This is a genomic window from Vibrio aestuarianus, from assembly GCF_012395185.1.
Taxonomy (GTDB): Bacteria; Pseudomonadota; Gammaproteobacteria; order Enterobacterales; family Vibrionaceae; genus Vibrio; species Vibrio aestuarianus.
Map to the genome: position 1 here is coordinate 43,486 of NZ_JAAZTU010000017.1, position 20,853 is coordinate 64,338.

The following is a 20,853-nucleotide window of genomic DNA, read 5'->3' on the forward strand; positions in this document are numbered from 1 at the left end:
GTACTCATTCTAAGCAATTGTGTTAAGAATGTCGTTATTTGCAATAAGAAAAAGGCCACCGAAGTGACCTTTTTAATGTGATTATAACTGTATCGTGTTACTTATTTTCAGCCAGTTGACGGTGTGCAGCTTTCGCCTCATCAACTCTTGCTAGCTTTTCGAGGTCTTTATCCTCAACAAACACTGGTAATGGTTTGTGTTTTTCTGCTAAGTAGCTGTAAATAACAGGTAATACGAACAGGGTAAAGATCGTACCAATTGCAAGACCTGCCACGATAACGATACCGATACTAAAGCGCTGAGCTGCACCTGCACCAGTTGCGTACATCAATGGGACTAGACCCGCAATCATTGCAGCGGTTGTCATAAGAATTGGACGAAGACGAACTTTCGCCGCTTCCGTTACCGCTTCCATACGAGACTTTTTGTGATGTAACTGCTCTTCTTTCGCTACTTCACAAATCAGAATACCGTGCTTGGTAATCAGACCCACCAGCGTGATCAATCCGACCTGAGAATAGATGTTCATCGTCGCTGCTCCCCATGCTAGAGCAATCAATGCCCCACAAATAGCAAGCGGTACTGATACCATGATCACCAATGGGTCTTTGAGTGATTCAAACTGAATCGCCAATACCAAGAAGATGATCGCCAGTGCCAAACCAAAGGTCGCATACAGTGCACTTCCTTCAGTCACAAATTGACGAGCTTCACCCATATAGTCATGGTTGTAGCCTGAAGGCAGTTTGGTTTGTGCCGTGTTTTCAAACCAATTAATTGCATCGCCCATGGCCGTTCCTGGTGATGGTACTGCTCCCACAGTTGCTGAGTTCAACTGGTTGAAGTGAGGCAGAGATAAAGGCTCTGCTACTACATCAATCGAGATTAAACTGCCCAATGGCACTGCTTCGCCGTTTGCTGAACGAACATAGTAGTTGTTCATTGACTCTGGGTTCAGACGCCATTTACGTTCAACCTGCGGGATTACCTCATAAGAACGACCGTTTAAGTCGATACGGTTAACGTAGCCATCAGACATCATAGTACTTAAAGTAATACCGATATCTTGCATGGTAACGCCATAAGCTCCTGCTTTATCTTTATCGATATTAATCTTCATCGTTGCCGAATCGTAGTTTAAATCGAGGTTTGAATAAACGAAGAGCGGGCTTGCTGTTGTTTCTGCAAGTACATCAGAGGCAACAGTAAATAAGCTTTCAAACGCATTTGGTGTGGTAATAACAAACTGAATTGGTAATCCAGAACCTGCACCAGGTAATTCTGGCATTTGGAAGGTAGTTACCGCCATACCAGGGATGTTAGTCACTAACCCGCCAATGCGATTGGTCACTTCTGCCTGGCTTGCTTCACGCTCACTCCATGGAACCATCGAAGCGATACCAAACGCTTGGTTGGAATTAGGAACACCAGTAAATACCTGTGCAAAGGCAACTTCTGGTTGATCGGACAGAATCTTGTTGACGTCATTCATGGTGTTTTGCATGTAATCTAAGTTCGAGTTTGAAGAACCCGTACCGATCATCATCACCACGCCTTTATCTTCAGAAGGTGCCAGTTCGCTTGGAATGAATTTAAACAATAAAGGCAAACTCATAAACACGATAACAGCAAACGCTAAGACAACCGGTCTGTGAGCAAGAACTGCACGCAACATTTTCTCGTAGCGATTGGTCATGCGTTCTAATGCAGCATGAACTGTGCTTTCAAACTTGCTTGGCTTTTCGTTTGCCTTAAGCATTTTTGAACACATCATTGGTGATAATGTTAATGCAATAATGCCTGATACAAATACCGAACCTGCAAGGGTTAAGGCAAATTCTTTAAACAGTGAACCAGTAATACCGCCCATCAATGCTATCGGTGCATATACCGCGCCTAGGGTTAGTGTCATGGCAATAACAGGAACCGCAATTTCGCGTGTACCGATGATGGCAGCACGAAACGGTGATTCACCTTCTTTAATGTGTCGATCGACGTTCTCAAGAACAACGATGGCATCATCAACGACCAAGCCGATAGCCAGAACCATCGCAAGCAGAGTCATCAGGTTCCACGAAAACCCCATTGTTTGCATAACCATCGCCACACCAATAAGTGATAGCGGGATAGTAACAATAGGGATGATCACGGCACGAAGTGACCCTAAGAACAGTGTGATAACCACCAAAACGATCAAAGCGGCTTCAGCAATCGTCTTAATAACTTCACTAATAGACTCATTAATCGCAATGGTTGAGTCATACATGATGTTCATGGTGATGTTGCTTGGAAGGTTGCGTTGTAGGTGCGGCAACATATCCCGTACGCTGGCGGCGATATTAATCGGGTTGGCACTAGGTGCCGCGTTAATTGCCGCTACTACTGCTTCATTACCATTTGCTGTCGCGCGATAAACATCGTGACTTTTTTCCAATGTGACTTTGGCAATATCACCTAAACGTGTGATTTGGCCATCATTGGACTTAACCACTAGGTTTTCAAGCTCAGTTACATTGGATACTTGAGTATTGGCGCTACCATTGTAGAGAACGAACTCTCCGGTTGCTTGCCCCGTTGCTGATTGATAGTTGTTGGCATTGAGTACACTCATTACATCTGTTGCAGTGAGTTTCAATGCGCCCATTTTTTCAGGATCAAGCCATACACGTAACGCATATTTCAGACCGCCATAAAGGTCGATACTAGCAATACCATTTACCGCATATAGCTGAGGGTTAACAACGCGTTCCAAGTAGTCCGTAATCTGGCTCGACTTTAAATCATCACTGGTAAAGCCGATGTACATTACGGCCGTTGTTGAGCCGGTCGACATGGTTACGGTTGGGTCTTCAGCTTCTTTTGGTAGCTGAGAACGAACCGAGTTCGATTTAGCTAATACGTCAGACAAGGCCGCATTTGGGTCAGTATTGAGCTTCATATTGACCGTAATGGTTGATTTACCTAATACGGAAGATGAAGTCATATAGTCAATATTATCGGCTTGTGCGACAGCTTGCTCCAATGGCTGAGTAATAAAGCCTTGAACCAAGTCAGCACTTGCACCGTAGTAACTGGTGGTGACCGTTACTACCGTATTCGTCATTTCAGGGTATTCACTGACCTGCATTTTGAACATGGCTTGCAAACCGAGCAAGGCTATCAAAAAGCTGATAGATACCGCCAAAACTGGACGTTTTATAAAAACATCAGTAAAGCGCATGATTCCTCCGGTTAAAGCATTGGTGTTTCAGCTGGTGGAGTGGTTGCATCACTTTCTACGATGCGTACTTTAACTCCATTACTTAAACGAACTTGGCCTGATGTGACAACTTTATCACCTGCTTTTACGCCTTCAAGAATGTGCGCAATGTCTGCAGTTCGTTCACCAACTTTCACGACGCTTTGCTTAACGCGTGTTTCACCATTTTCTTCGCTTAGAATATAAACGTTGTCACCGTATAGCGTGAAGGTGATGGCAGTTTGCGGTAGTGTTATTTGGTTCTCCAATTTAGGCAAAATAATGTTCGCACGGGCAAACATGCCGCTGCGAAGCTTGCCATCACTGTTTGGAATATCAGCTTGAACTTGAATTAAACCACTTTGCACACTGACTGCTGGTTCGATAGCGGTGATTGAGCCTTTAAATGGTGAGTCTGGGTAAGAATCAACAAAGATATCCACTTCTTGATCCATCGAAATGCGAGAAATGTCGGTTTGTGGAACCGTAAAACGTAGACGCATTACACTGGTGTCTTCAAGACGAACAATGTCAGTACCAGGTTGTAAATATTGACCTAAATACACATTACGGATACCAACCACACCAGCAAATGGCGCTTTGATTTCGCGGCGATCAATAGAAGCTTTTAGGCTTTCGATATCAGCAGATAAAGAGAAGTAATTCGCTTCAGCTTCATCGTACGCTTCTTTTGAAATAGAGCCCTTGGTGTATAGACCTTTATAACGTTTGTATTTTGCTTCTGCTGCTGGAAGACGAGCTTGCGAACTTTTTAGGTTAGCTTTCTCAACGGCGGAATCTAAAAGTACGAGAGGTTGGTCTTCTTTTACTTGTGTACCTGACTCAAATAAAATTTTATCGATCACGCCGCTTGTTTCGGTAGTGAGTGTCACACCTTGATTTGGCTCAATAAAACCAATTGCTGCAATGACCGGGATCCAATCAACTGATTCCACTTCCGTTATGGTAACTGGAAATTCAGGCTCAGGACGATTAGCCATGTATTCGGCAATTTTTTGTTGTTTAAATAAATTGAAACCTATCACGCTACCAAATAGTAGAATGGCGATAAGTAACATAAAGAATGTCCACTTTTTCATTCTAATCAGAACTCCAAGTTAGTGTTGAGTAATTGCATCCCAACTGGCGTCAATCACGGCATGTAGTGATTGCTCATCCAGTTGAAAACATTCCATTGCTTGTTTACGGGCAAGGGCGACCGTTGTTTCAAAACTTAAAGCAGATAAAACCTGGTTATCCAACGGTTTGAATAACCCCTGCTCTTTGCCTTGATTGAATAGCAAGTCAAATTGGGCAAACATTTTCCGCTCAAGTTCCCTAACATTACAACTAGTTGTTATTGGTAATGATTCATATTGAACTCGATTGCTAAGTATTGCACGTCTTGATTGTGCTAATTGCCAAATGTTTAACCACATTGCAGTAAAGCGTTCTTTCAAAGGCATCTCATCATCGACATTAGCTTGCACCGCATCGGCGATTTGTTGGCAAACATGTAGACGAACAGCGATGAGAAGATGATCTTTATCGTCGAAATAACGATAGATGGTTCCTGCCGCAACACCCGCTTTTTTGGCTAATTTGTGCATAGATAAACCCTGAAATCCGGATTCTGCGATCAGGGATTCTGCTGCAGTTAAGATTTGTTGGTATTTATCGATGTGAATACAGTTAGACATGCTGATATTTCACGGTGAATGAACGTTTGTTCATTATAGACCAAACTATAACCCATTATGCAATACACCAGTGCAGTAAAAAGAAAAAATCTTATCCTTGATAACGTAGTAATCCAAAAGGTACGGCATTATCATAGTCAGCCCAACGAAAAGTGATACGAGTACCGAATGAAGCTCAACCCAAGACAAGACGAAGCCGTTAAATACGTATCCGGGCCATGCTTAGTATTGGCGGGGGCTGGTTCAGGTAAAACTCGCGTAATTACCAATAAAATCGCCTATTTGGTGCAGCAATGTGGCTATAAAGCGCGCAATATTGCCGCGGTGACTTTCACCAATAAGGCCGCACGAGAAATGAAAGAGCGTGTCGGCCAGACTCTCGGTAAATCCGAATCTAAAGGCTTAATGGTGTCAACATTCCATACATTAGGTCTCAACATCATTCGTCGTGAATATAAGTTTTTGGGGTTGAAAGCGGGGTTTTCACTGTTTGATGACCAAGATCAGCTCGCTTTATTGAAAGAATTGACCGAGAAACAGTTAGACGGCGATAAAGACCTGCTTCGACAGCTGCTCAGTACTATCTCGAATTGGAAAAATGACATGTTCACCCCAGAGCAAGCTAAAGGCTTTGCTCAAGGAGAGCAGCAACAGCTTTTTGCTCACTGTTTCGATCTCTATCAAAAACAGATGCGAGCCTATAACGCATTAGATTTTGATGATTTGATTCTGATGCCAGTTGTACTGCTGCAAAATAATGCAGAGGTTCGTCAACGCTGGCAAAATAAACTTCGCTACCTACTGGTCGATGAATATCAAGACACCAATACCAGCCAGTATGAGATGGTTAAATTATTAGTCGGAGAGCGTGGTCGTCTGACGGTGGTAGGGGATGATGATCAATCGATCTATTCATGGCGCGGAGCTAAGCCACAGAACTTGGTGTTGCTCGGGCAAGATTATCCCAATCTCAAACTGATTAAGTTAGAGCAAAACTACCGCTCCACTTGCCGCATATTAAAGGCGGCCAATATCTTGATTGCTAATAATCCGCACGTTTATGAGAAAACACTTTTCTCTGAAATTCCCGAAGGTGAAAAGCTCAAAGTTTTAATCGCGAAAAATGAAGAGCATGAAGCTGAACGAATCACCGGGGAGCTGATTGCCCATAAATTTCTTAACCGCACTGAATATCGTGATTATGCGGTTTTGTATCGTGGCAATCATCAATCTCGTTTGATTGAAAAGTATCTGATGCAAAACCGGGTACCTTACAAATTATCCGGTGGAACGTCTTTTTTCGCCAGAGCCGAAATTAAAGACATCATGGCGTATTTACGAGTGCTGGTGAACCCTGATGATGACAACGCTTTTCTGCGAATTGTGAATACGCCGAAGCGAGAAATTGGTCCGGTTACGTTAGAAAAACTGGGTAGTTATGCCAATATGCGCGGCAAAAGCCTATATGAAGCCAGTTTTGAGCTTGGATTAGAGCATCACCTCTCTGGTCGAGGTTTGGAAAACTTACGCCGCTTTACCCAATGGCTCGTGACCATTTCAGACCAAGCAGAGCGTGGTAATACCGTTGAAGCGGTGCGTTCATTAGTACGCGACATCCATTATGAAGATTGGCTATACGAAACTTCTTCTAGCCCCAAAGCGGCAGAGATGCGCATGAAAAACGTTTCTGATCTTTACTCTTGGATTGTGGCTGATCTAGAGGGTGATAATTATGATCAGCAAGAAAAGTCACTAAAAGAGGTGGTTCAGCGTCTAACGTTACGAGATATGATGGAACGCAGCGAAGGGGAAGATGATAGTGATGCGGTGCAGTTGATGACTTTGCACGCTTCCAAAGGCCTCGAATTTCCTTATGTTTATTTAATGGGAACGGAGGAAGGCATACTGCCTCACCAAACCAGTATTGATGAGGATAACGTCGAAGAAGAGCGACGATTAATGTATGTTGGCATTACGCGTGCGCAAAAAGAGTTAACTTTCACCATGTGTAAAGAGCGCCGCCAATACGGTGAGTTGATTAAGCCAACACAAAGTCGTTTCTTAGATGAATTGCCGTTCGATGATGTTGAATGGGAACAATCTAAAAAACCAGTTAGCCAAGAAGAGCGAATGGCTAAAGGACAAAGTCATATAGCTAACCTACGGGCGATGTTTAAGAAGTAGCTCGATACAGATTATACGATACAAATAAAGAAGGCTTGGTCAGATACCAAGCCTTCTTTATTTAAAGATAATACACTACAAGTCTTTTATCATGTGCTCGATGGCTGCGACGATCTCATCATCAGAACAATCCATACAGGTTCCTTTCGCAGGCATGGCATTAAAACCGTTGATTGCGTGGTTTTTTAGAACGTCCATACCTTGAGCGATACGAGGGGCCCATTCATCGGCATTACCAGCTTTTGGTGCGCCAGTAACACCAGAAGCGTGACAAGCAATACAAAAAGTGCCGTAAACTTTTGCACCATCGCGAGGGCCAGTCGGCTCTTCAACGACAGGCTCACTGCCAGCTAGATAGACATCACCTACAGGTTTAATGCGTTCAGCAATAGCATCGTAGTCAGCTTGGCTTGTTGCCATCGCGGCCGTAGAAAAAGTTAAAGCAGCGAACAAAACGCTTATGATTCGTCGAGACATATCCATTAAACTCACTTTACATTCCAGAGGTAAATTCACGTTTACCTGTTTTTATACTTAGAGTGTGGTTGATTTAAAAGTGATAAAACCTGTTAAATCAATGTAAATATTGGGTGATTATATCCTGAGAAGTTGTTGCAATAAACAACAAGTTGCGATCTTCAAGGGGTGAGTCACATCTGTAATGTATAGATAATGGTTATTATCTGCTGAAAAAGCCGCCAAACGATAAAAAAAGTTGAAAAAATACTAGACGCCCTAGTGTGAACTACGTATTATTCCACTCCGCCGATAGGGCATGCGCCCGTAGCTCAGCTGGATAGAGCGTTGGCCTCCGGAGCCAAAGGTCGAAGGTTCGAATCCTTTCGGGCGCGCCATCCGGACGCTTACTAAGTAAGTGGCAAATTGGCAAAAATAGTGGTGGCTATAGCTCAGTTGGTAGAGCCCTGGATTGTGATTCCGGTGGTCGCGAGTTCGAATCTCGTTAGCCACCCCATTATTTAGGTAACTCCATTTACTTAGTGAATGAAAGTTTCCAGTTTTGATTCAAGCAACATCCCAAGAATCGAAATAAAATTCGTCGGTGAATAGCGCAGCTTGGTAGCGCATCTGGTTTGGGACCAGAGGGTCGGGGGTTCGAATCCCTCTTCACCGACCACTATTTCAATAATCGCAATAGCGGTTATATAAAAAATTAGTGGTGGCTATAGCTCAGTTGGTAGAGCCCTGGATTGTGATTCCGGTGGTCGCGAGTTCGAATCTCGTTAGCCACCCCATTGATTTTCGGTGAATAGCGCAGCTTGGTAGCGCATCTGGTTTGGGACCAGAGGGTCGGGGGTTCGAATCCCTCTTCACCGACCACTATAAAGAAGCCTCAGTCGAAAGACTGGGGCTTTTTTGCGTCTGTGTATTGTATGAGTAACGATAGAATGGGGCCGGGGGTTCGCCTGATGTTCCAGATCTGGCTCTTCAGCGACCACTATAAGAAGCCTCAGTCGAAAGACTGGGGCTTTTTTACATCTGTGCTTTTTTACATCAGTGTATTGTATTAGTCACGATAGATGGGGTCGGGGGTTCGCCTGATGTTCCAGATCTGGCTCTTCATCGACCACTATAAAGAAGCCTCAGTCGAAAGACTGGGGCTTTTTTACATCTATGCTTTTTTGCATCTGTGTTTGACTTCTCACCTCAATTTTAACGTACGAATACCACTATTGATTCCTTACTCATTATGGCAGTGGATTATTATTTTCTTATCCGTAAATCTCAAATTTAAACTTAGTCTAATCAACTGCCATTTATGCTGTATGGTGGTTTTTAGTTTGGCATTCGGTTTGAAAATCTAGTTTTTGTTTCTGTTATGTTGCGTTTTTTGCCGTAAAATAGTTTGAGATTTTATTCTGGTGTTTTTTTTAGAATATATCGATGGTAGGCAATTTTTTAGCGATTAAGGCTATATTTAAAGGTGATTAATGACGTGCCAGAATATTGGTAAGACCAATGCTTCATGCATATGTCATGCATAAAAATACGATTTTACTGCTTTGCTTTTAGGCGATATCGATTTTTTATCCTATGGATGTTGCTTTTCTGTGAAATATTTGCCAAATTGATGGGCTTATAAATTACCAGAATATTGTACTGGTAAGAATGGATTCAATTTGACTGACTTTGAGCCTAATTTGGTTTGAGTTAGTTGCAGACAGGGCAGAATATTGCCAAAGCCGTAGAGGTCTGGGATGTCACTTTTAGAAGTTAAAAACCTGCGTATAGAATATCCGTCACGTCATGGTGTGCATGCTGCAGTAAAATCACTGTCGTTCAATATTGAACGAGGTGAAATTGTTGGTGTGGTCGGTGAATCTGGCGCTGGGAAATCAACCGTAGGTAACGCTGTTATCGATTTATTGAGCCCTCCTGGCCTGATCGCCAGTGGTGAGGTATTCCTCGATGGCGAAAAAATATCGGGCTTATCTCCTGAGCAGATGCGCAGTGTACGCGGTTCTAAAATCGGTTTCATCTTCCAAGATCCGATGACATCATTAAATCCTCTTTTCACAGTTGAACACCAACTCACTGAAACGATTCACGCTAACATGAAGGTTAGCGAAGAAGAAGCTTACCAACGAGCGCTTTCATTAATGAATCAGGTTGGTATTCCTCAACCTGAGAACCGTTTGAAGCAGTATCCGCACCAATTTTCTGGTGGTATGCGTCAGCGTGTGGTTATTGCTATTGCGCTTGCTGGCGAACCTGATCTCATCATTGCCGATGAGCCAACCACAGCGCTGGATGTTTCGATTCAAGACCAAATTCTAAGCCTGATCCGCGATCTTTGCATAAAGAACAATGTGGGCTGCATGTTGGTTACCCACGACATGGGCGTTGTGTCTAATGTTACAGACCGAGTTGCGGTAATGTATCGCGGTGACTTAGTTGAATTTGGCCCAACCGCTAAAGTCTTGGGCGCACCTGATCACTCATACACTCGCAGCTTGATTTCTGCGGTTCCACGTTCAGATAAGAAACTCGACCGTTTCCCACTAGTAAGTTATATCGAAGAAGCTAGTGAGCTAAAGCCGTTAGATGTGAAAAACCACTGGCTAGGCCAAAGTCAGGACAATCGTCAATACACAGGTCCACTGCTGACTGTCGAAAACGTCAATCTTCGTTTTACTACCAAAGATTCGCTATTTGAAAGTCGTCGTGAATACGTGCAAGCCTCGAATAATGTCAGTTTTGATGTATTTGAAGGTGAAACATTTGGTTTGGTCGGGGAGTCTGGCTCTGGTAAATCGACGATCGCGCGAGTCATTGCCGGACTGTACGCACCGAATTCGGGCAAAGTGTGTTTTGAAGGTATTGATTTGACAGGTCTTAAATCGGAAAAAGAACGTCGCCCAATGCGTCGACAAATGCAGATGGTTTTCCAAAACCCATATACGTCGATGAACCCGCGCATGAAAATATTCGATATCATCGCAGAACCAATCCGTTTTCATAAATTAACCAACAGTGAATCAGAAACACGCCAAATTGTTAATGATCTTCTAGAGCATGTTGGTCTTGGTAAAATGGCAGGGGTGAAATACCCACATGAGTTTTCTGGTGGCCAGCGTCAGCGTATTTCTATTGCTCGTGCCTTGGCTACTCGTCCTCGTCTATTGATTTGTGATGAACCAACCTCAGCATTGGATGTTTCGGTACAAGCACAAATTCTCAACCTACTGAAAGATCTTCAAGATGAGTTGAATTTAACCATGTTGTTTATCAGCCATGATTTACCGGTTATTCGCCAGATGTGCGACCGCGTAGGGGTGATGCAAATGGGAACCTTGCTGGAAGTTGCTCCTACCGAGCAATTGTTTACTTCACCACAGCATGAATATAGCCAGCATTTGATTTCTTTAATGCCTGAATTTACAGGTTTAAGAGAAGATGTAGTAACGGCATAAGCCGCAATAATGACTAACTGATATATAACCACCAAGCTTGCTTGGGATTAATAAACAGAAGCAAATACAACAACTAGGGATTTGGATTCCCGCATAAGGAGTTATGCAATGAAAACCATGAAAAGCAAATTAGCAGTGGCTTTAATGGCTGCAGGTTTGAGCTTTGCAGCAAGCGCGGCAGATATTACTGTCGCTTACGATGCTGACCCAGTGTCACTTGACCCGCATGAGCAGCTATCTGGCGGCACACTGCAAATGTCTCACATGGTGTTTGATCCTCTAGTTCGTTACACCCAGACATTTGATTTTGAACCTCGCCTTGCTGAAAAATGGGAGCGTGTTGATGAAACAACCTTCCGCTTTAACCTACGTAAAGGTGTTAAGTTCCATTCTGGTAACGAACTAACGGCAGACGACGTGGTATGGACGTTTGAGCGACTACAAAATTCTCCTGACTTCAAAGCTATCTTTGAACCTTATGAGAAAATGGTAAAAGTAGACGATTACACCGTCGAAATCGTATCGAAAGGTGCTTACCCACTGGTTCTGCAAACGGCGACTTACATTTTCCCAATGGATAGCAAGTTCTATTCAGGTAAAACGGACGACGGTAAAGATAAGTCTGAAGTGGTGAAACATGGTAACTCTTTCGCTTCAACTCATGTTTCAGGTACAGGTCCATTTGTCGTAACGTCACGTGAGCAAGGCGTAAAAGTTGAATTTGCACGCTTCAATGATTACTGGGATAAAGCATCTAAAGGTAACGTTGATAAATTAACGTTGGTGCCAATTAAAGAAGATGCAACACGTGTTGCAGCGCTGCTTTCTGGCGATGTAGATATGATTGCACCAGTTGCACCGAATGACCACAAACGTGTTGAGCAAGCGAAAGGCATTGATCTAGTGACCTTACCTGGTACACGTATCATTACTTTCCAAATGAACCAAAATAGCAATGAAGCACTGAAAGATGTACGAGTACGTCAAGCGATCGTTCATGCGATTAACAATGAAGGTATTGTTGATAAGATCATGAAAGGTTTTGCAACAGCGGCTGGTCAACAAGGCCCTTCAGGCTATGCAGGTTATGATGCCAACCTTGTTCCACGTTACGATCTGAAAAAAGCGAAAGCGTTGATGAAAGAAGCCGGTTACGAAAAAGGCTTCACACTGACAATGATCGCTCCTAATAACCGTTACGTGAACGATGCGAAAGTAGCGCAAGCGGCAGCAGCTATGCTGTCTAAGATCGGCATTAAAGTTGATCTAAAAACCATGCCAAAAGCGCAATACTGGCCAGAGTTTGATAAATGTGCAGCAGATATGTTGATGATCGGTTGGCACTCAGATACTGAAGATTCAGCGAACTTCTCTGAATTCCTAACCATGACTCGTAACGAAGAGACAGGTAAAGGTCAGTACAACTGTGGTCACTACTCAAACCCTGAAGTTGACAAGTTAGTTGAAGCATCAAACGTAGAAACTGATCCTGCAAAACGTGCTGCGATGCTACAAAAAGTAGAAACAACGCTATACAACGATGCAGCATTTGTTCCTCTACATTGGCAGAACCTAGCGTGGGGTGCGAAATCTACACTGGATATCAAACCAATTGTTAACGCGATGGAATTCCCTTACTTCGGTGACCTCGTCGTAAGCGAATAATTACTTAAGCAATGCCGTTACTTCGGTAGCGGCACTTAAGCCATTCAAGGCATCCGCAGTTGGATGCCTTATTAAGATTTAGGTACTTAGCTTTGTTTCAGTCGGTTAGGTGCCATTTTTGAGACTGAATTTCTCCGTTCCTATTAAAGTTATTAAATTTTAAAAAGAACCATCATGGATAGTTAAGGGGCAAGGAATGTTTTCGTTTCTGGTCAAGCGCCTGTTTCAGGCACTGATAGTGATGTTTGTGATCAGTTTAGTGGCGTTTGCCATTCAGGATAACCTGGGCGATCCGTTGCGTGAGCTTGTTGGGCAATCTGTTTCAGAAGCCGAGCGTCAAGCACTGCGTGACGAACTGGGCCTCAATGATCCTTTCGTTACCAAATACACTCGTTTTATTACCGCTGCCGTTCAAGGTGACTTAGGCACATCTTATTTTTTCAAACGTCCAGCCGTTGACGTGATTTTAGACAAGTTAGTTGCCACGCTAGAGCTCGTGCTAGGTGCAACCATCATCATCATTGTTTGCTCGATTCCTTTGGGTGTGTATACCGCCATTCATCCCAAGAGCTTCTTTACTAAGGTCGTGATGGCCGGCAGTAGTATCGGTATTTCCATCCCCGTGTTTTTGACCGCGATTATGTTGATGTATGTATTTTCTATCGCCTTGGGCTGGCTGCCTTCTTACGGGCGTGGCGAAACCGCTAACTGGTTAGGTTGGGAGTCAGGCTTTTTCACTCTTGATGGGTTAGCGCACCTTGTTTTGCCGTGTGTATCACTGGCATCGATCATGCTACCGCTGTTTATCCGTTTGGTGCGTTCTGAAATGCTAGAGGTATTGAGTTCTGAATACATTAAATTTGCCAAAGCAAAAGGCTTGGCATTGAACAAAATTTATTATCAACATGCGTTGAAGAACACCATGCTACCAGTATTAACAGTAGGTGGTGTCCAAATCGGTACTATGGTGGCGTACACCATTTTAACCGAAACTGTTTTCCAGTGGCCGGGTACAGGCTTTCTTTTCCTTGAAGCCATCAACCGTGTCGATACTCCGTTGATCACCGCCTACGTTATTTTTGTGGGTTTGATTTTCGTGGTGACCAATACCATTGTTGACCTGCTATATGGGCTTATTAACCCAACCGTTAACCTAACTGGAAAAGGAGCTTAACCATGAGCCAATTTGCTGCTGCTCCATCTCGTTGGGAGCGTTTCAAACAGTCTGATTTTCTTTATCATTTCTTGCGCGATAAAGTTGCGATGACCAGTTTTGCCATCTTCCTGATGTTCTTAACTCTGTCTATCGCGGCACCATTAATTGCGCCAAGCAACCCGTACGATCTGTCATCGATTGATATTATGGATGCTGAATTACCACCATCATGGATGGATGGTGGAGAAGAACGCTTTATTTTGGGTACTGATGAGCAAGGTCGCGACATATTCTCAACCATGCTTTATGGCTCTCGTTTATCATTGACGATTGGCTTTCTTGCGGTTGGTTTACAGTTAATTCTGGGGATTGTGATTGGTCTTTCTGCCGGTTATTTTGGTGGCCGTATTGATAGCTTTTTGATGCGTTTTGCTGATGTTCAGTTGTCATTTTCGACCATGATGGTGGCGATCATTGTTTCGGCTATTTTTAAAGCCAGTTTTGGCAGCGAGTTCTACAGCCAATATGCAGTGGTAATGTTGGTAGTGATTATTGGCGTTGCAGAATGGCCGCAATATGCACGTACCATTCGAGCCTCTGTATTGGCAGAGAAGAAGAAAGAGTATGTGGAAGCAGCTCGTGTGATGGGCTTTAAAGCGCCACGCATTATGTTCCGTCATATTCTACCGAACTGTTTGTCGCCAATTTTGGTTATCTCTACGGTACAAATTGCCAACGCCATCATGTCTGAGGCGGCACTTTCTTTCCTTGGTTTAGGTTTGCCGGTCGACCAACCGTCACTTGGTGCGCTGATCAGTATTGGTTTTAACTACATATTCTCTGGCGCGTGGTGGATTACTGCATTCCCAGGTTTTGTGTTGGTCACGTTGGTTTTGGTTATCAATTTACTCGGTGACTGGTTACGCGATGTGTTCAACCCTAAGATCTATAAAGGGTGATGTGAATTCATTGATTTTTTGATCAAAAGATACCTACACTAAGAGCTGCAGAATAATGCGGCTCTTTTTTTGCATGATTTTTGTACTCGCGCTATTTGCTGGCATTATTTTGACGAGTTAATTTTCATTCGTTTGCTATCTCACAGAAGTTTCAAATAGTTAGGGTATGGTATGAAGATGTTGAACATTGAACGAGCAATGTTGTTACTATAATTAACAAATAATATGGATATGAGTATGGGTCTGATGCTGAAAAATATGCTTCGCACCGTTTCGAGCTTGACACTATTGGCTCTTCCTGCCTTTTTCCAACCCGTATGGGCGGAAGATTTTCTCTGTGATGCAACACAAGCATCGACCAATCAATTACCGGTTTTGGATAAGGCATGTCCTATTGGTCAAGGGCTATGGGGCAAACAAAAGCCCAAAAGTCAGTCTTCAAATTTTTGGATTCAATGCGGAGTATTGAGTAAGCCCTTGCCGCTACAAAAAGCTAAATTGTTTTATGCACATATCTCTACCGACGTTTGGCTTAAACCAGAAGCCAACACCTACCGCTGTTTGATTGGCCCTTATACTGACTATGCGCAAGCACAGAAAGAGCTACCGTTAATACAAAAAGTACCTGGATACAAAGAAGCGTTTATTCGTGAAGTGCAAAGAAGCAATGGTCAGGCTGCGGCTTCAGTACAAAAACCGAAAGCGCCAGCACCCGTTGCCACTAAAAAGCCTCAGGCTAAACCCAAAGCACAGCCGAAAACATTAGCGGAAGTTCCTAAAGCTCAAGCGACAGCGGCTAGCAATATGACTATTCGCTTGAGCGCTACAACCAATGGCATTGAATACCAAGTGCCGCATATCACCTCTGGTGATGACCAGTTTTATATGGAACATGGGTTAGCTTGGAATCGTTTAAGTTATGATTCGGCAGAAAAAACCTGTGCCACACTCAACATGCGTTTGGCTACTGAAGAAGAGTGGCAGCGTCTGCTTGATTCAAAACTGATGAAAAGTGATCAATGGCCAATGCATCTTCCGTATTGGGGATGGGGTAAAAAAGGGTTGTTTACCAGTGGTAAGGTTAGCCAGCTTAAAGGCTCATCTCTACTCAATGTTATTTGTGTGAAGTAGCATTTAACTAAAAATCCCGCATTTCGCGGGATTTTTAAATTAATACAAAGGGTTACCTCATGGTATCATCATACCATTTATATTCTTCTCTGGAAATTTTCTGGAAACCTTGTGATAGCAAGCTATAAGGACAGTTTTCCAGAAAAGACAAAAAATGGGTTAAAATTTAAGAATATTTAAGTCTGGAAAATTTATTTTCCAGACTTAAATTCATTAAAAAAGAGGACCTATAGGTCTCGGAGTTGGGGGGATTATAGAATTGATATCAGTTTCTTGTACTTGAAATGTGTCTGCGTTAACGAAACCACAATGAACTGGAAAGCGTTTATAGTGTGATGTGTTTTTGCTCCACCTTAATGCTGAGTACCCTCCCATAATACGATGTCCTACCCACCGTTCATCTATAAGCTTGTAGCCACTTGGTTTGTTTAAGAGTAAAAGGCTTCCCATAAATTGAAGCCATTGAGTATTTGTTAATAGTCGATTGCCATAACCATGAAATGATCGACCACTTTCGTATAGGTTGAAGCCCATGTTCCAATATCGACATAGTTCTTTAATAGCCTCTGACGCAGAAGGTGTAGAGCCTTTTGAGCCAAAGTCTATCATTGGAATATGGTAGCATTCATTGTTAAAGAATACTTTTGAATGTACCGCTAGTTCAGTCTCTGGCTCTAGAGACATCAACATCTCAAGAAGTGAACTCTCGTTCACTTGAACGATTGGTACCAAAAATGTTGATCTGTAGTCATTGAAAGATTGGGGGACGTACTGGTACCTACTCATCTCTAGTCGAGCATTACTATTTATCCAAGGAGCCAATACCTGTGCCACCCAAGCTACAGGGTGGCGACTTAGTTTCATACCGTGGAAACTGTTATCTGTATGATTATTTAACATTTATCCCCTTTAACATTTGATAGAACTCCATCGAGAATTGGTCGGTCATACCAGAAACGAAATCCACGATTAGGTGAGCTCTTAAGTTCCACTCAGCTTTACTATCAAACTCAGATATCTTTTCCGCAAAGTACTCTTCTAGTGTAGTGCTATCTTTAGCTAACAGTTTTTCTACTTCAGGAATAGAGCTGCCAATTATAGTAGCTTCGTATGCTTTCAAGTGTTTTTTAGGTAAACGATTAAAAAGTCGTCTGTGTATGTGTAAGTCGTTTTCTTTGATCTTATTAAAATCATTAACTACCAAGTACGTAAATTCTGTTTTCGAAAGAGATAGTAGCTTTTGGTATTCTTCAAGAATGCCTGAAATGATGGAAAAGCCTGATAGTTCCATGCACTCAGCCTCATAGGAAGTAAAAAGAAAGTCACCAGTATAGACTTTTAGTACCTTCAGTAAGTCATGTTCAAGAGTACCTTTGCAAATAATCTCCTTTTTGATGCTAAGGTTCACAAACTCGTTGTAGTTATCGATAAATCTTTGAGCGACACTATCTACTAGAAAGTTTGAAAGCTTCGTTTTAAAAGAAAGGAATACCCCAATTGCTTCCCCCTTATCTGATTGTAGTCTTTTCATCAGTTCTGAGCAGATATCCGGTTTTTCGTATTTTTGGGATACTTCTTTTAACCCTTTGAGGATTTCTGTTCGGAAGTGTTCTATGGAGATAATCCCTTTTTCTATACCATCTTCTATATCGCTTATACAGTAAGATATGTCATCAGATGCTTCCATCAAAAAGCCTAGAGGATGTCTTGAGTTGTGGGACATACTTAAAGAATTCCAAGCATTTTCAATTACACTTCTTTCAGTGTCAAAAAAGCCAATTTTTTTGCTAAAGGGGGCATCTTCATTTCCAATCTTAGTACTAGGGCTGTAGGTATACTTAAGAAAAGCGGCAAGCTGAGTGTAGGTGAGGTTTAACCCGTAGAAACCGTCATCACCTTGAAGTTTAGTAATGATACGAAAGCCTTGTGGATTACCATCAAAATGCTCAAAATCTTTTAAAGGAGAGAAGTCATCATACTCTTTGATATCTACTGATAATGCGTTACATAAACTAGCTTTTGCTTCAGAGGAACTTGCCCATTTTGCAATTGCTGCCTCTCCAAAATGCCCGAAAGGTGGATTGCCTATATCGTGCATTAAGCATGCAGTCTCAACAATATTCGATAGAGCTAAGCTATGCTCTTTCCAGTATTCTTTCTGTTCATGAGAAATATTCTGAGCTGAATCTAGCTTTTCAAAAATCGCAGCCACGATGTAGCGGCCTATGTGGGATACTTCGATAGAATGAGTGAGCCTAGAGCGTACCGCTGAATTGCTTTCGAGAGAAAAAACTTGTGCCTTTTGCTGTAACCTTCTGAATGCGGCGGAATATATCAATCGGGCTCGGTCACTTTGTGTCGCAGCAAGGAAAGAATGGTGATCTGCTGTGGAAGTTCGGTGTCTATCGGTTTTTATAAATTGTTTCATTCTGACGTTTCCAAATATTTAGACATTACGTGTTTTATTAGTTGTTCTTTTTGTTGTTCGGATAATTTTTCGATCAAAGTGGCGAGCTTGGCTGATTTCTCATCTTCACAAAAGAAGTAATTCAAAGGTACTCCAAGCTCATCAGCAATCAGCTTAAGCGTGTGGACGTCAGGTGTGTGTTTTCCCTTTTCGTATTGATTCATCCTAGGACTAGCTGAACTTTCATCCATACCTATGCGAACTCCCAACATTTTTTGTGAGAGCTTGGCTTTTTTACGCGCTTCTTTGAGGCGTATTGGGATTGGGTTGTCGAACGACACTTAGGATTCATATCTCTAGGCTCAATGTAACTAAGATTTTCTTAGTTTTACTGATTTATGTATACTAAGCAATCCTTAGTTTTATGGTTTTAGAATAGTCAATGAATCGTTCTCAAAAAATGAATGCGTTTATGCATCAACTGTTGATTGAAAAACAGATGGATAATTTTTCGGTTGTGGAAATTCGAGATGCATTGCTGTTGCTTGAAGGTGTTGATCCCGATCCTGAAGAAGCCCGGAAGTTCATTTATCGTCAAATTTTAGTACTTGAGAAAAAAGGTTGGCTGAGTTGTGAAGGGATCGGAAGGCAAAAAAAGTATTTCCAAACGGAACTCTTTCGAGGACTCGATATAATCTGCCGAGAGAGCTCATCGCCTAAAGTTCGGATTTCCCAACCGTCAACTTCAGCCATGGATGGATACTCGGTCTTGATGACAGAGCGTGGTGAACATCAGGGTGAGTTAGAAATTATTCTCGGTGAAATAGAAGAATATCAGTCGTTGAGTCAACGTTTTCCTGAATTGAGTACTCAAATCACACCACTGCTTAAGATAGCGAGAGAACGTTCCGCATTATTACTGGGTAAAATCAATGTATTAACCAATGTACTAACGTCGTTATCAGAAGGATGCACTCGATGTTAAGAGATTGGCAAAGAGACTGTGCGATGAGAGCGTTAACAAAGTATCAAGGCGAGCAGTCTCATTTTTTCTGTCAAGCAACCCCGGGAGCCGGTAAAACTATCCTAGCCGCCGAAATTGCTAAACGCTTATTGGCGAGCAATTTAATTGACTTGGTGTTGTGCTTCTCCCCAACGCTCAGTGTGGCCGACAGTATAAAAAGAACCTTCTCCAAGACATTACATTGTACGTTCAATGGTGGCTTAGGCTCCATTGGGCAATCACTGACCTATCAATCCATTCAATTTTTAAATGATGAATTTTGGCGGATCCTGACTAAATACCGAGTGTTTGTCGTATTTGATGAAATCCATCATTGTTCAGGATCTGAAATGGAAGGCGCGAATGCATGGGGGCAGCAAATACTCTCCAAAGTTCAAGGGCTCGCCACTTATACGTTAGCGCTATCTGGAACGCCATGGCGCTCGGATTCCTTACCGATTGTGATGGCGGAATACAGTGACCCTGATGGCCAACTGCTCGTCGATTATCAATACAGCTTGAAACAGGCGATTGAAGACAGAGTGTGCCGTTCACCAAAGATTGTTTTGGTGGATAACGAACATCTCACCATTACTGGTAGCAAAGAGGTTCAATCGTTTTCTTCTATATTAGAGTTACTGAAACAGACAAAAACGTCATACCAGAGCATCATCCATAATGATGAAGCGATGGAATATCTCCTTGGTTTGGGCTGTAACAAACTGGCGAATATTCGTCTGGAATCGCCCAATGCCGGAGGGTTAGTTGTGGCGGCGTCGGTACAACATGCAAAGAAAATCCAAAAAATATTAGTGACTCAGTTTCATCAATCGGCTGCGATTGTTACCTATCGTCATGATGAGCCGCTGTCTGAAATTAATGCTTACCGTCATGGTAAAACCGAGTGGATTGTCAGTGTCGGTATGATTAGTGAGGGGACCGATATCCCAAGATTGCAAGTTTGTTGCCATATCAGCTCAGTGAAAACCGAATTGTACTTTAGGCAAGTACTTGGCCGTATTTTGAGAGTGAACGATGAGCCGAACCAAGAGGCTTGGCTGTTCACTTTTGCAGAGCAAAGCCTTATCGAATATTCCGAACGCATTGAGCAAGATATTCCTGAAACCTGCCTGTTTGCGAAAATGGGTCAAAACGAAGCTTTCCACATCGACGGTTCGAATATCCGCCCACTGCAATCGGCCACTTCTGAACAGGATGACATAATCGTCCCCACTCTGGATTGGAACTCTTCAATTAAAAATGGAACGTCAGATGATGGCTCAAATGAGCCCTTTGATGAGTTACATTTAGGGCGCTTTAAGCAGCGAGTGATATCGGCGTTTGTGTAGTTTTTGACCGATAATGGTGGTGGAGTTTCTACTTTGTTTGGTCTGCAATTAATGATGTATAAAAGTATTATATATCAGTCGGTTACTGAGATAAAACTTAAATTTTAATTGTGCAACAAGATGCTGGGC

The 20,853-nt window shown here is 42.7% G+C and carries 15 protein-coding genes and 5 tRNA genes; 13 read left to right on the plus strand and 7 right to left on the minus strand.

All coding sequences use genetic code 11. From position 1 onward, the window contains the following. Window positions 1-97: 97 nt before the first annotated feature. The 3 genes from HGG78_RS09980 to HGG78_RS09990 are packed head-to-tail and all read right to left on the minus strand — an operon-like array spanning window position 98 to window position 4,938. Entirely contained in the window at window positions 98-3,220 is a 3,123-nt protein-coding gene (locus HGG78_RS09980) for a multidrug efflux RND transporter permease subunit (protein WP_168787097.1), read from the minus strand. Between the two features lie 11 nt (window positions 3,221-3,231). Continuing rightward, window positions 3,232-4,338: an efflux RND transporter periplasmic adaptor subunit gene (locus HGG78_RS09985; RefSeq protein ID WP_172532793.1), complete on the minus strand. Its 1,107-nt coding sequence runs from the start codon at window positions 4,336-4,338 to the stop codon at window positions 3,232-3,234. A gap of 18 nt (window positions 4,339-4,356) precedes the next feature. Next, window positions 4,357-4,938 carry a TetR/AcrR family transcriptional regulator gene (locus HGG78_RS09990; protein ID WP_172532794.1) on the minus strand — a complete coding sequence of 194 codons (582 nt, stop codon included), beginning with the start codon at window positions 4,936-4,938 and terminating at the stop codon, window positions 4,357-4,359. Between the two features lie 168 nt (window positions 4,939-5,106). Here HGG78_RS09990 and rep point away from each other — a divergent pair, with 168 nt between their 5' ends. Next, window positions 5,107-7,122, plus strand: coding sequence for a DNA helicase Rep (rep, locus tag HGG78_RS09995; RefSeq protein ID WP_172532795.1), 2,016 nt, complete (start codon window positions 5,107-5,109; stop codon window positions 7,120-7,122). 75 nt (window positions 7,123-7,197) lie between these two features. Here rep and HGG78_RS10000 read toward each other — a convergent pair whose 3' ends face one another. Then, window positions 7,198-7,605, minus strand: coding sequence for a c-type cytochrome (locus HGG78_RS10000; protein WP_053309749.1), 408 nt, complete (start codon window positions 7,603-7,605; stop codon window positions 7,198-7,200). A gap of 294 nt (window positions 7,606-7,899) precedes the next feature. Here HGG78_RS10000 and HGG78_RS10005 point away from each other — a divergent pair. The 10 genes from HGG78_RS10005 to HGG78_RS10050 all read left to right on the plus strand — a co-directional run bounded on the left by HGG78_RS10005 (window position 7,900) and on the right by HGG78_RS10050 (window position 15,965). Beyond that, window positions 7,900-7,976 (plus strand) — tRNA-Arg (locus HGG78_RS10005). A gap of 43 nt (window positions 7,977-8,019) precedes the next feature. Beyond that, a tRNA-His gene (locus HGG78_RS10010) sits at window positions 8,020-8,095 on the plus strand. 85 nt (window positions 8,096-8,180) lie between these two features. Then, a tRNA-Pro gene (locus HGG78_RS10015) sits at window positions 8,181-8,257 on the plus strand. A gap of 42 nt (window positions 8,258-8,299) precedes the next feature. Further along, window positions 8,300-8,375: transfer RNA gene (locus HGG78_RS10020), tRNA-His, on the plus strand. A gap of 8 nt (window positions 8,376-8,383) precedes the next feature. After that, a tRNA-Pro gene (locus HGG78_RS10025) sits at window positions 8,384-8,460 on the plus strand. Between the two features lie 878 nt (window positions 8,461-9,338). Beyond that, on the plus strand, window positions 9,339-11,054 hold the full coding sequence (locus tag HGG78_RS10030) for a dipeptide ABC transporter ATP-binding protein (RefSeq protein WP_053309748.1): 1,716 nt from the start codon (window positions 9,339-9,341) through the stop codon (window positions 11,052-11,054). A gap of 108 nt (window positions 11,055-11,162) precedes the next feature. Beyond that, a complete protein-coding gene (locus HGG78_RS10035; protein ID WP_053309747.1) occupies window positions 11,163-12,719 on the plus strand; it encodes an ABC transporter substrate-binding protein in 1,557 nt (518 codons plus the stop codon). 196 nt (window positions 12,720-12,915) lie between these two features. Further along, window positions 12,916-13,893 (plus strand): ABC transporter permease, encoded by a 978-nt coding sequence (locus tag HGG78_RS10040; RefSeq protein WP_053309746.1) that lies wholly within the window; start codon window positions 12,916-12,918, stop codon window positions 13,891-13,893. A 2-nt stretch (window positions 13,894-13,895) separates the two neighbouring features. Beyond that, a complete protein-coding gene (locus tag HGG78_RS10045) occupies window positions 13,896-14,834 on the plus strand; it encodes an ABC transporter permease (RefSeq protein ID WP_053309745.1) in 939 nt (312 codons plus the stop codon). A gap of 225 nt (window positions 14,835-15,059) precedes the next feature. Continuing rightward, window positions 15,060-15,965, plus strand: coding sequence for an SPOR domain-containing protein (locus tag HGG78_RS10050; protein ID WP_172532796.1), 906 nt, complete (start codon window positions 15,060-15,062; stop codon window positions 15,963-15,965). A gap of 213 nt (window positions 15,966-16,178) precedes the next feature. Here HGG78_RS10050 and HGG78_RS19290 read toward each other — a convergent pair whose 3' ends face one another. The 3 genes from HGG78_RS19290 to HGG78_RS10060 are packed head-to-tail and all read right to left on the minus strand — an operon-like array spanning window position 16,179 to window position 18,713. After that, window positions 16,179-16,865 (minus strand): primase 1D-like protein, encoded by a 687-nt coding sequence (locus tag HGG78_RS19290; protein WP_422108882.1) that lies wholly within the window; start codon window positions 16,863-16,865, stop codon window positions 16,179-16,181. Further along, the gene (gene dgt / locus HGG78_RS10055) at window positions 16,855-18,393 is read right to left on the minus strand and encodes a dGTPase (RefSeq protein WP_172532797.1); all 1,539 of its coding nucleotides are present in this window, start codon (window positions 18,391-18,393) and stop codon (window positions 16,855-16,857) included. The genes HGG78_RS19290 and dgt overlap by 11 nt, the downstream gene beginning before the upstream one ends. Next, the gene (locus HGG78_RS10060) at window positions 18,390-18,713 is read right to left on the minus strand and encodes a helix-turn-helix domain-containing protein (RefSeq protein WP_172532798.1); all 324 of its coding nucleotides are present in this window, start codon (window positions 18,711-18,713) and stop codon (window positions 18,390-18,392) included. Before HGG78_RS10060 ends, dgt begins: the two co-directional genes overlap by 4 nt. Window positions 18,714-18,814: 101 nt before the next feature. Here HGG78_RS10060 and HGG78_RS10065 point away from each other — a divergent pair, with 101 nt between their 5' ends. Together HGG78_RS10065 and HGG78_RS10070 are read left to right on the plus strand one after the other, a co-directional pair. Beyond that, window positions 18,815-19,357, plus strand: coding sequence for a hypothetical protein (locus tag HGG78_RS10065; protein ID WP_172532799.1), 543 nt, complete (start codon window positions 18,815-18,817; stop codon window positions 19,355-19,357). After that, on the plus strand, window positions 19,342-20,724 hold the full coding sequence (locus tag HGG78_RS10070) for a DEAD/DEAH box helicase (RefSeq protein WP_172532800.1): 1,383 nt from the start codon (window positions 19,342-19,344) through the stop codon (window positions 20,722-20,724). Before HGG78_RS10065 ends, HGG78_RS10070 begins: the two co-directional genes overlap by 16 nt. Window positions 20,725-20,853 lie beyond the last annotated feature (129 nt).

What these genes read in the sequence shown, in the direction of transcription:
- HGG78_RS10050 (WP_172532796.1), top strand. Translation starts at nt 15,060, where the DNA reads ATGGATATGAGTATGGGTCTGATGCTGAAAAATATGCTTCGCACCGTT.
- HGG78_RS10040 (WP_053309746.1), top strand. Translation starts at nt 12,916, where the DNA reads ATGTTTTCGTTTCTGGTCAAGCGCCTGTTTCAGGCACTGATAGTGATG.
- HGG78_RS10065 (WP_172532799.1), top strand. Translation starts at nt 18,815, where the DNA reads ATGAATCGTTCTCAAAAAATGAATGCGTTTATGCATCAACTGTTGATT.
- HGG78_RS19290 (WP_422108882.1), bottom strand. Translation starts at nt 16,865, where the DNA reads ATGTTAAATAATCATACAGATAACAGTTTCCACGGTATGAAACTAAGT.
- HGG78_RS10070 (WP_172532800.1), top strand. Translation starts at nt 19,342, where the DNA reads ATGCACTCGATGTTAAGAGATTGGCAAAGAGACTGTGCGATGAGAGCG.
- HGG78_RS10035 (WP_053309747.1), top strand. Translation starts at nt 11,163, where the DNA reads ATGAAAACCATGAAAAGCAAATTAGCAGTGGCTTTAATGGCTGCAGGT.
- HGG78_RS10045 (WP_053309745.1), top strand. Translation starts at nt 13,896, where the DNA reads ATGAGCCAATTTGCTGCTGCTCCATCTCGTTGGGAGCGTTTCAAACAG.
- HGG78_RS09985 (WP_172532793.1), bottom strand. Translation starts at nt 4,338, where the DNA reads ATGAAAAAGTGGACATTCTTTATGTTACTTATCGCCATTCTACTATTT.
- HGG78_RS10000 (WP_053309749.1), bottom strand. Translation starts at nt 7,605, where the DNA reads ATGGATATGTCTCGACGAATCATAAGCGTTTTGTTCGCTGCTTTAACT.
- rep (WP_172532795.1), top strand. Translation starts at nt 5,107, where the DNA reads ATGAAGCTCAACCCAAGACAAGACGAAGCCGTTAAATACGTATCCGGG.
- HGG78_RS09990 (WP_172532794.1), bottom strand. Translation starts at nt 4,938, where the DNA reads ATGTCTAACTGTATTCACATCGATAAATACCAACAAATCTTAACTGCA.
- HGG78_RS09980 (WP_168787097.1), bottom strand. Translation starts at nt 3,220, where the DNA reads ATGCGCTTTACTGATGTTTTTATAAAACGTCCAGTTTTGGCGGTATCT.
- dgt (WP_172532797.1), bottom strand. Translation starts at nt 18,393, where the DNA reads ATGAAACAATTTATAAAAACCGATAGACACCGAACTTCCACAGCAGAT.
- HGG78_RS10030 (WP_053309748.1), top strand. Translation starts at nt 9,339, where the DNA reads ATGTCACTTTTAGAAGTTAAAAACCTGCGTATAGAATATCCGTCACGT.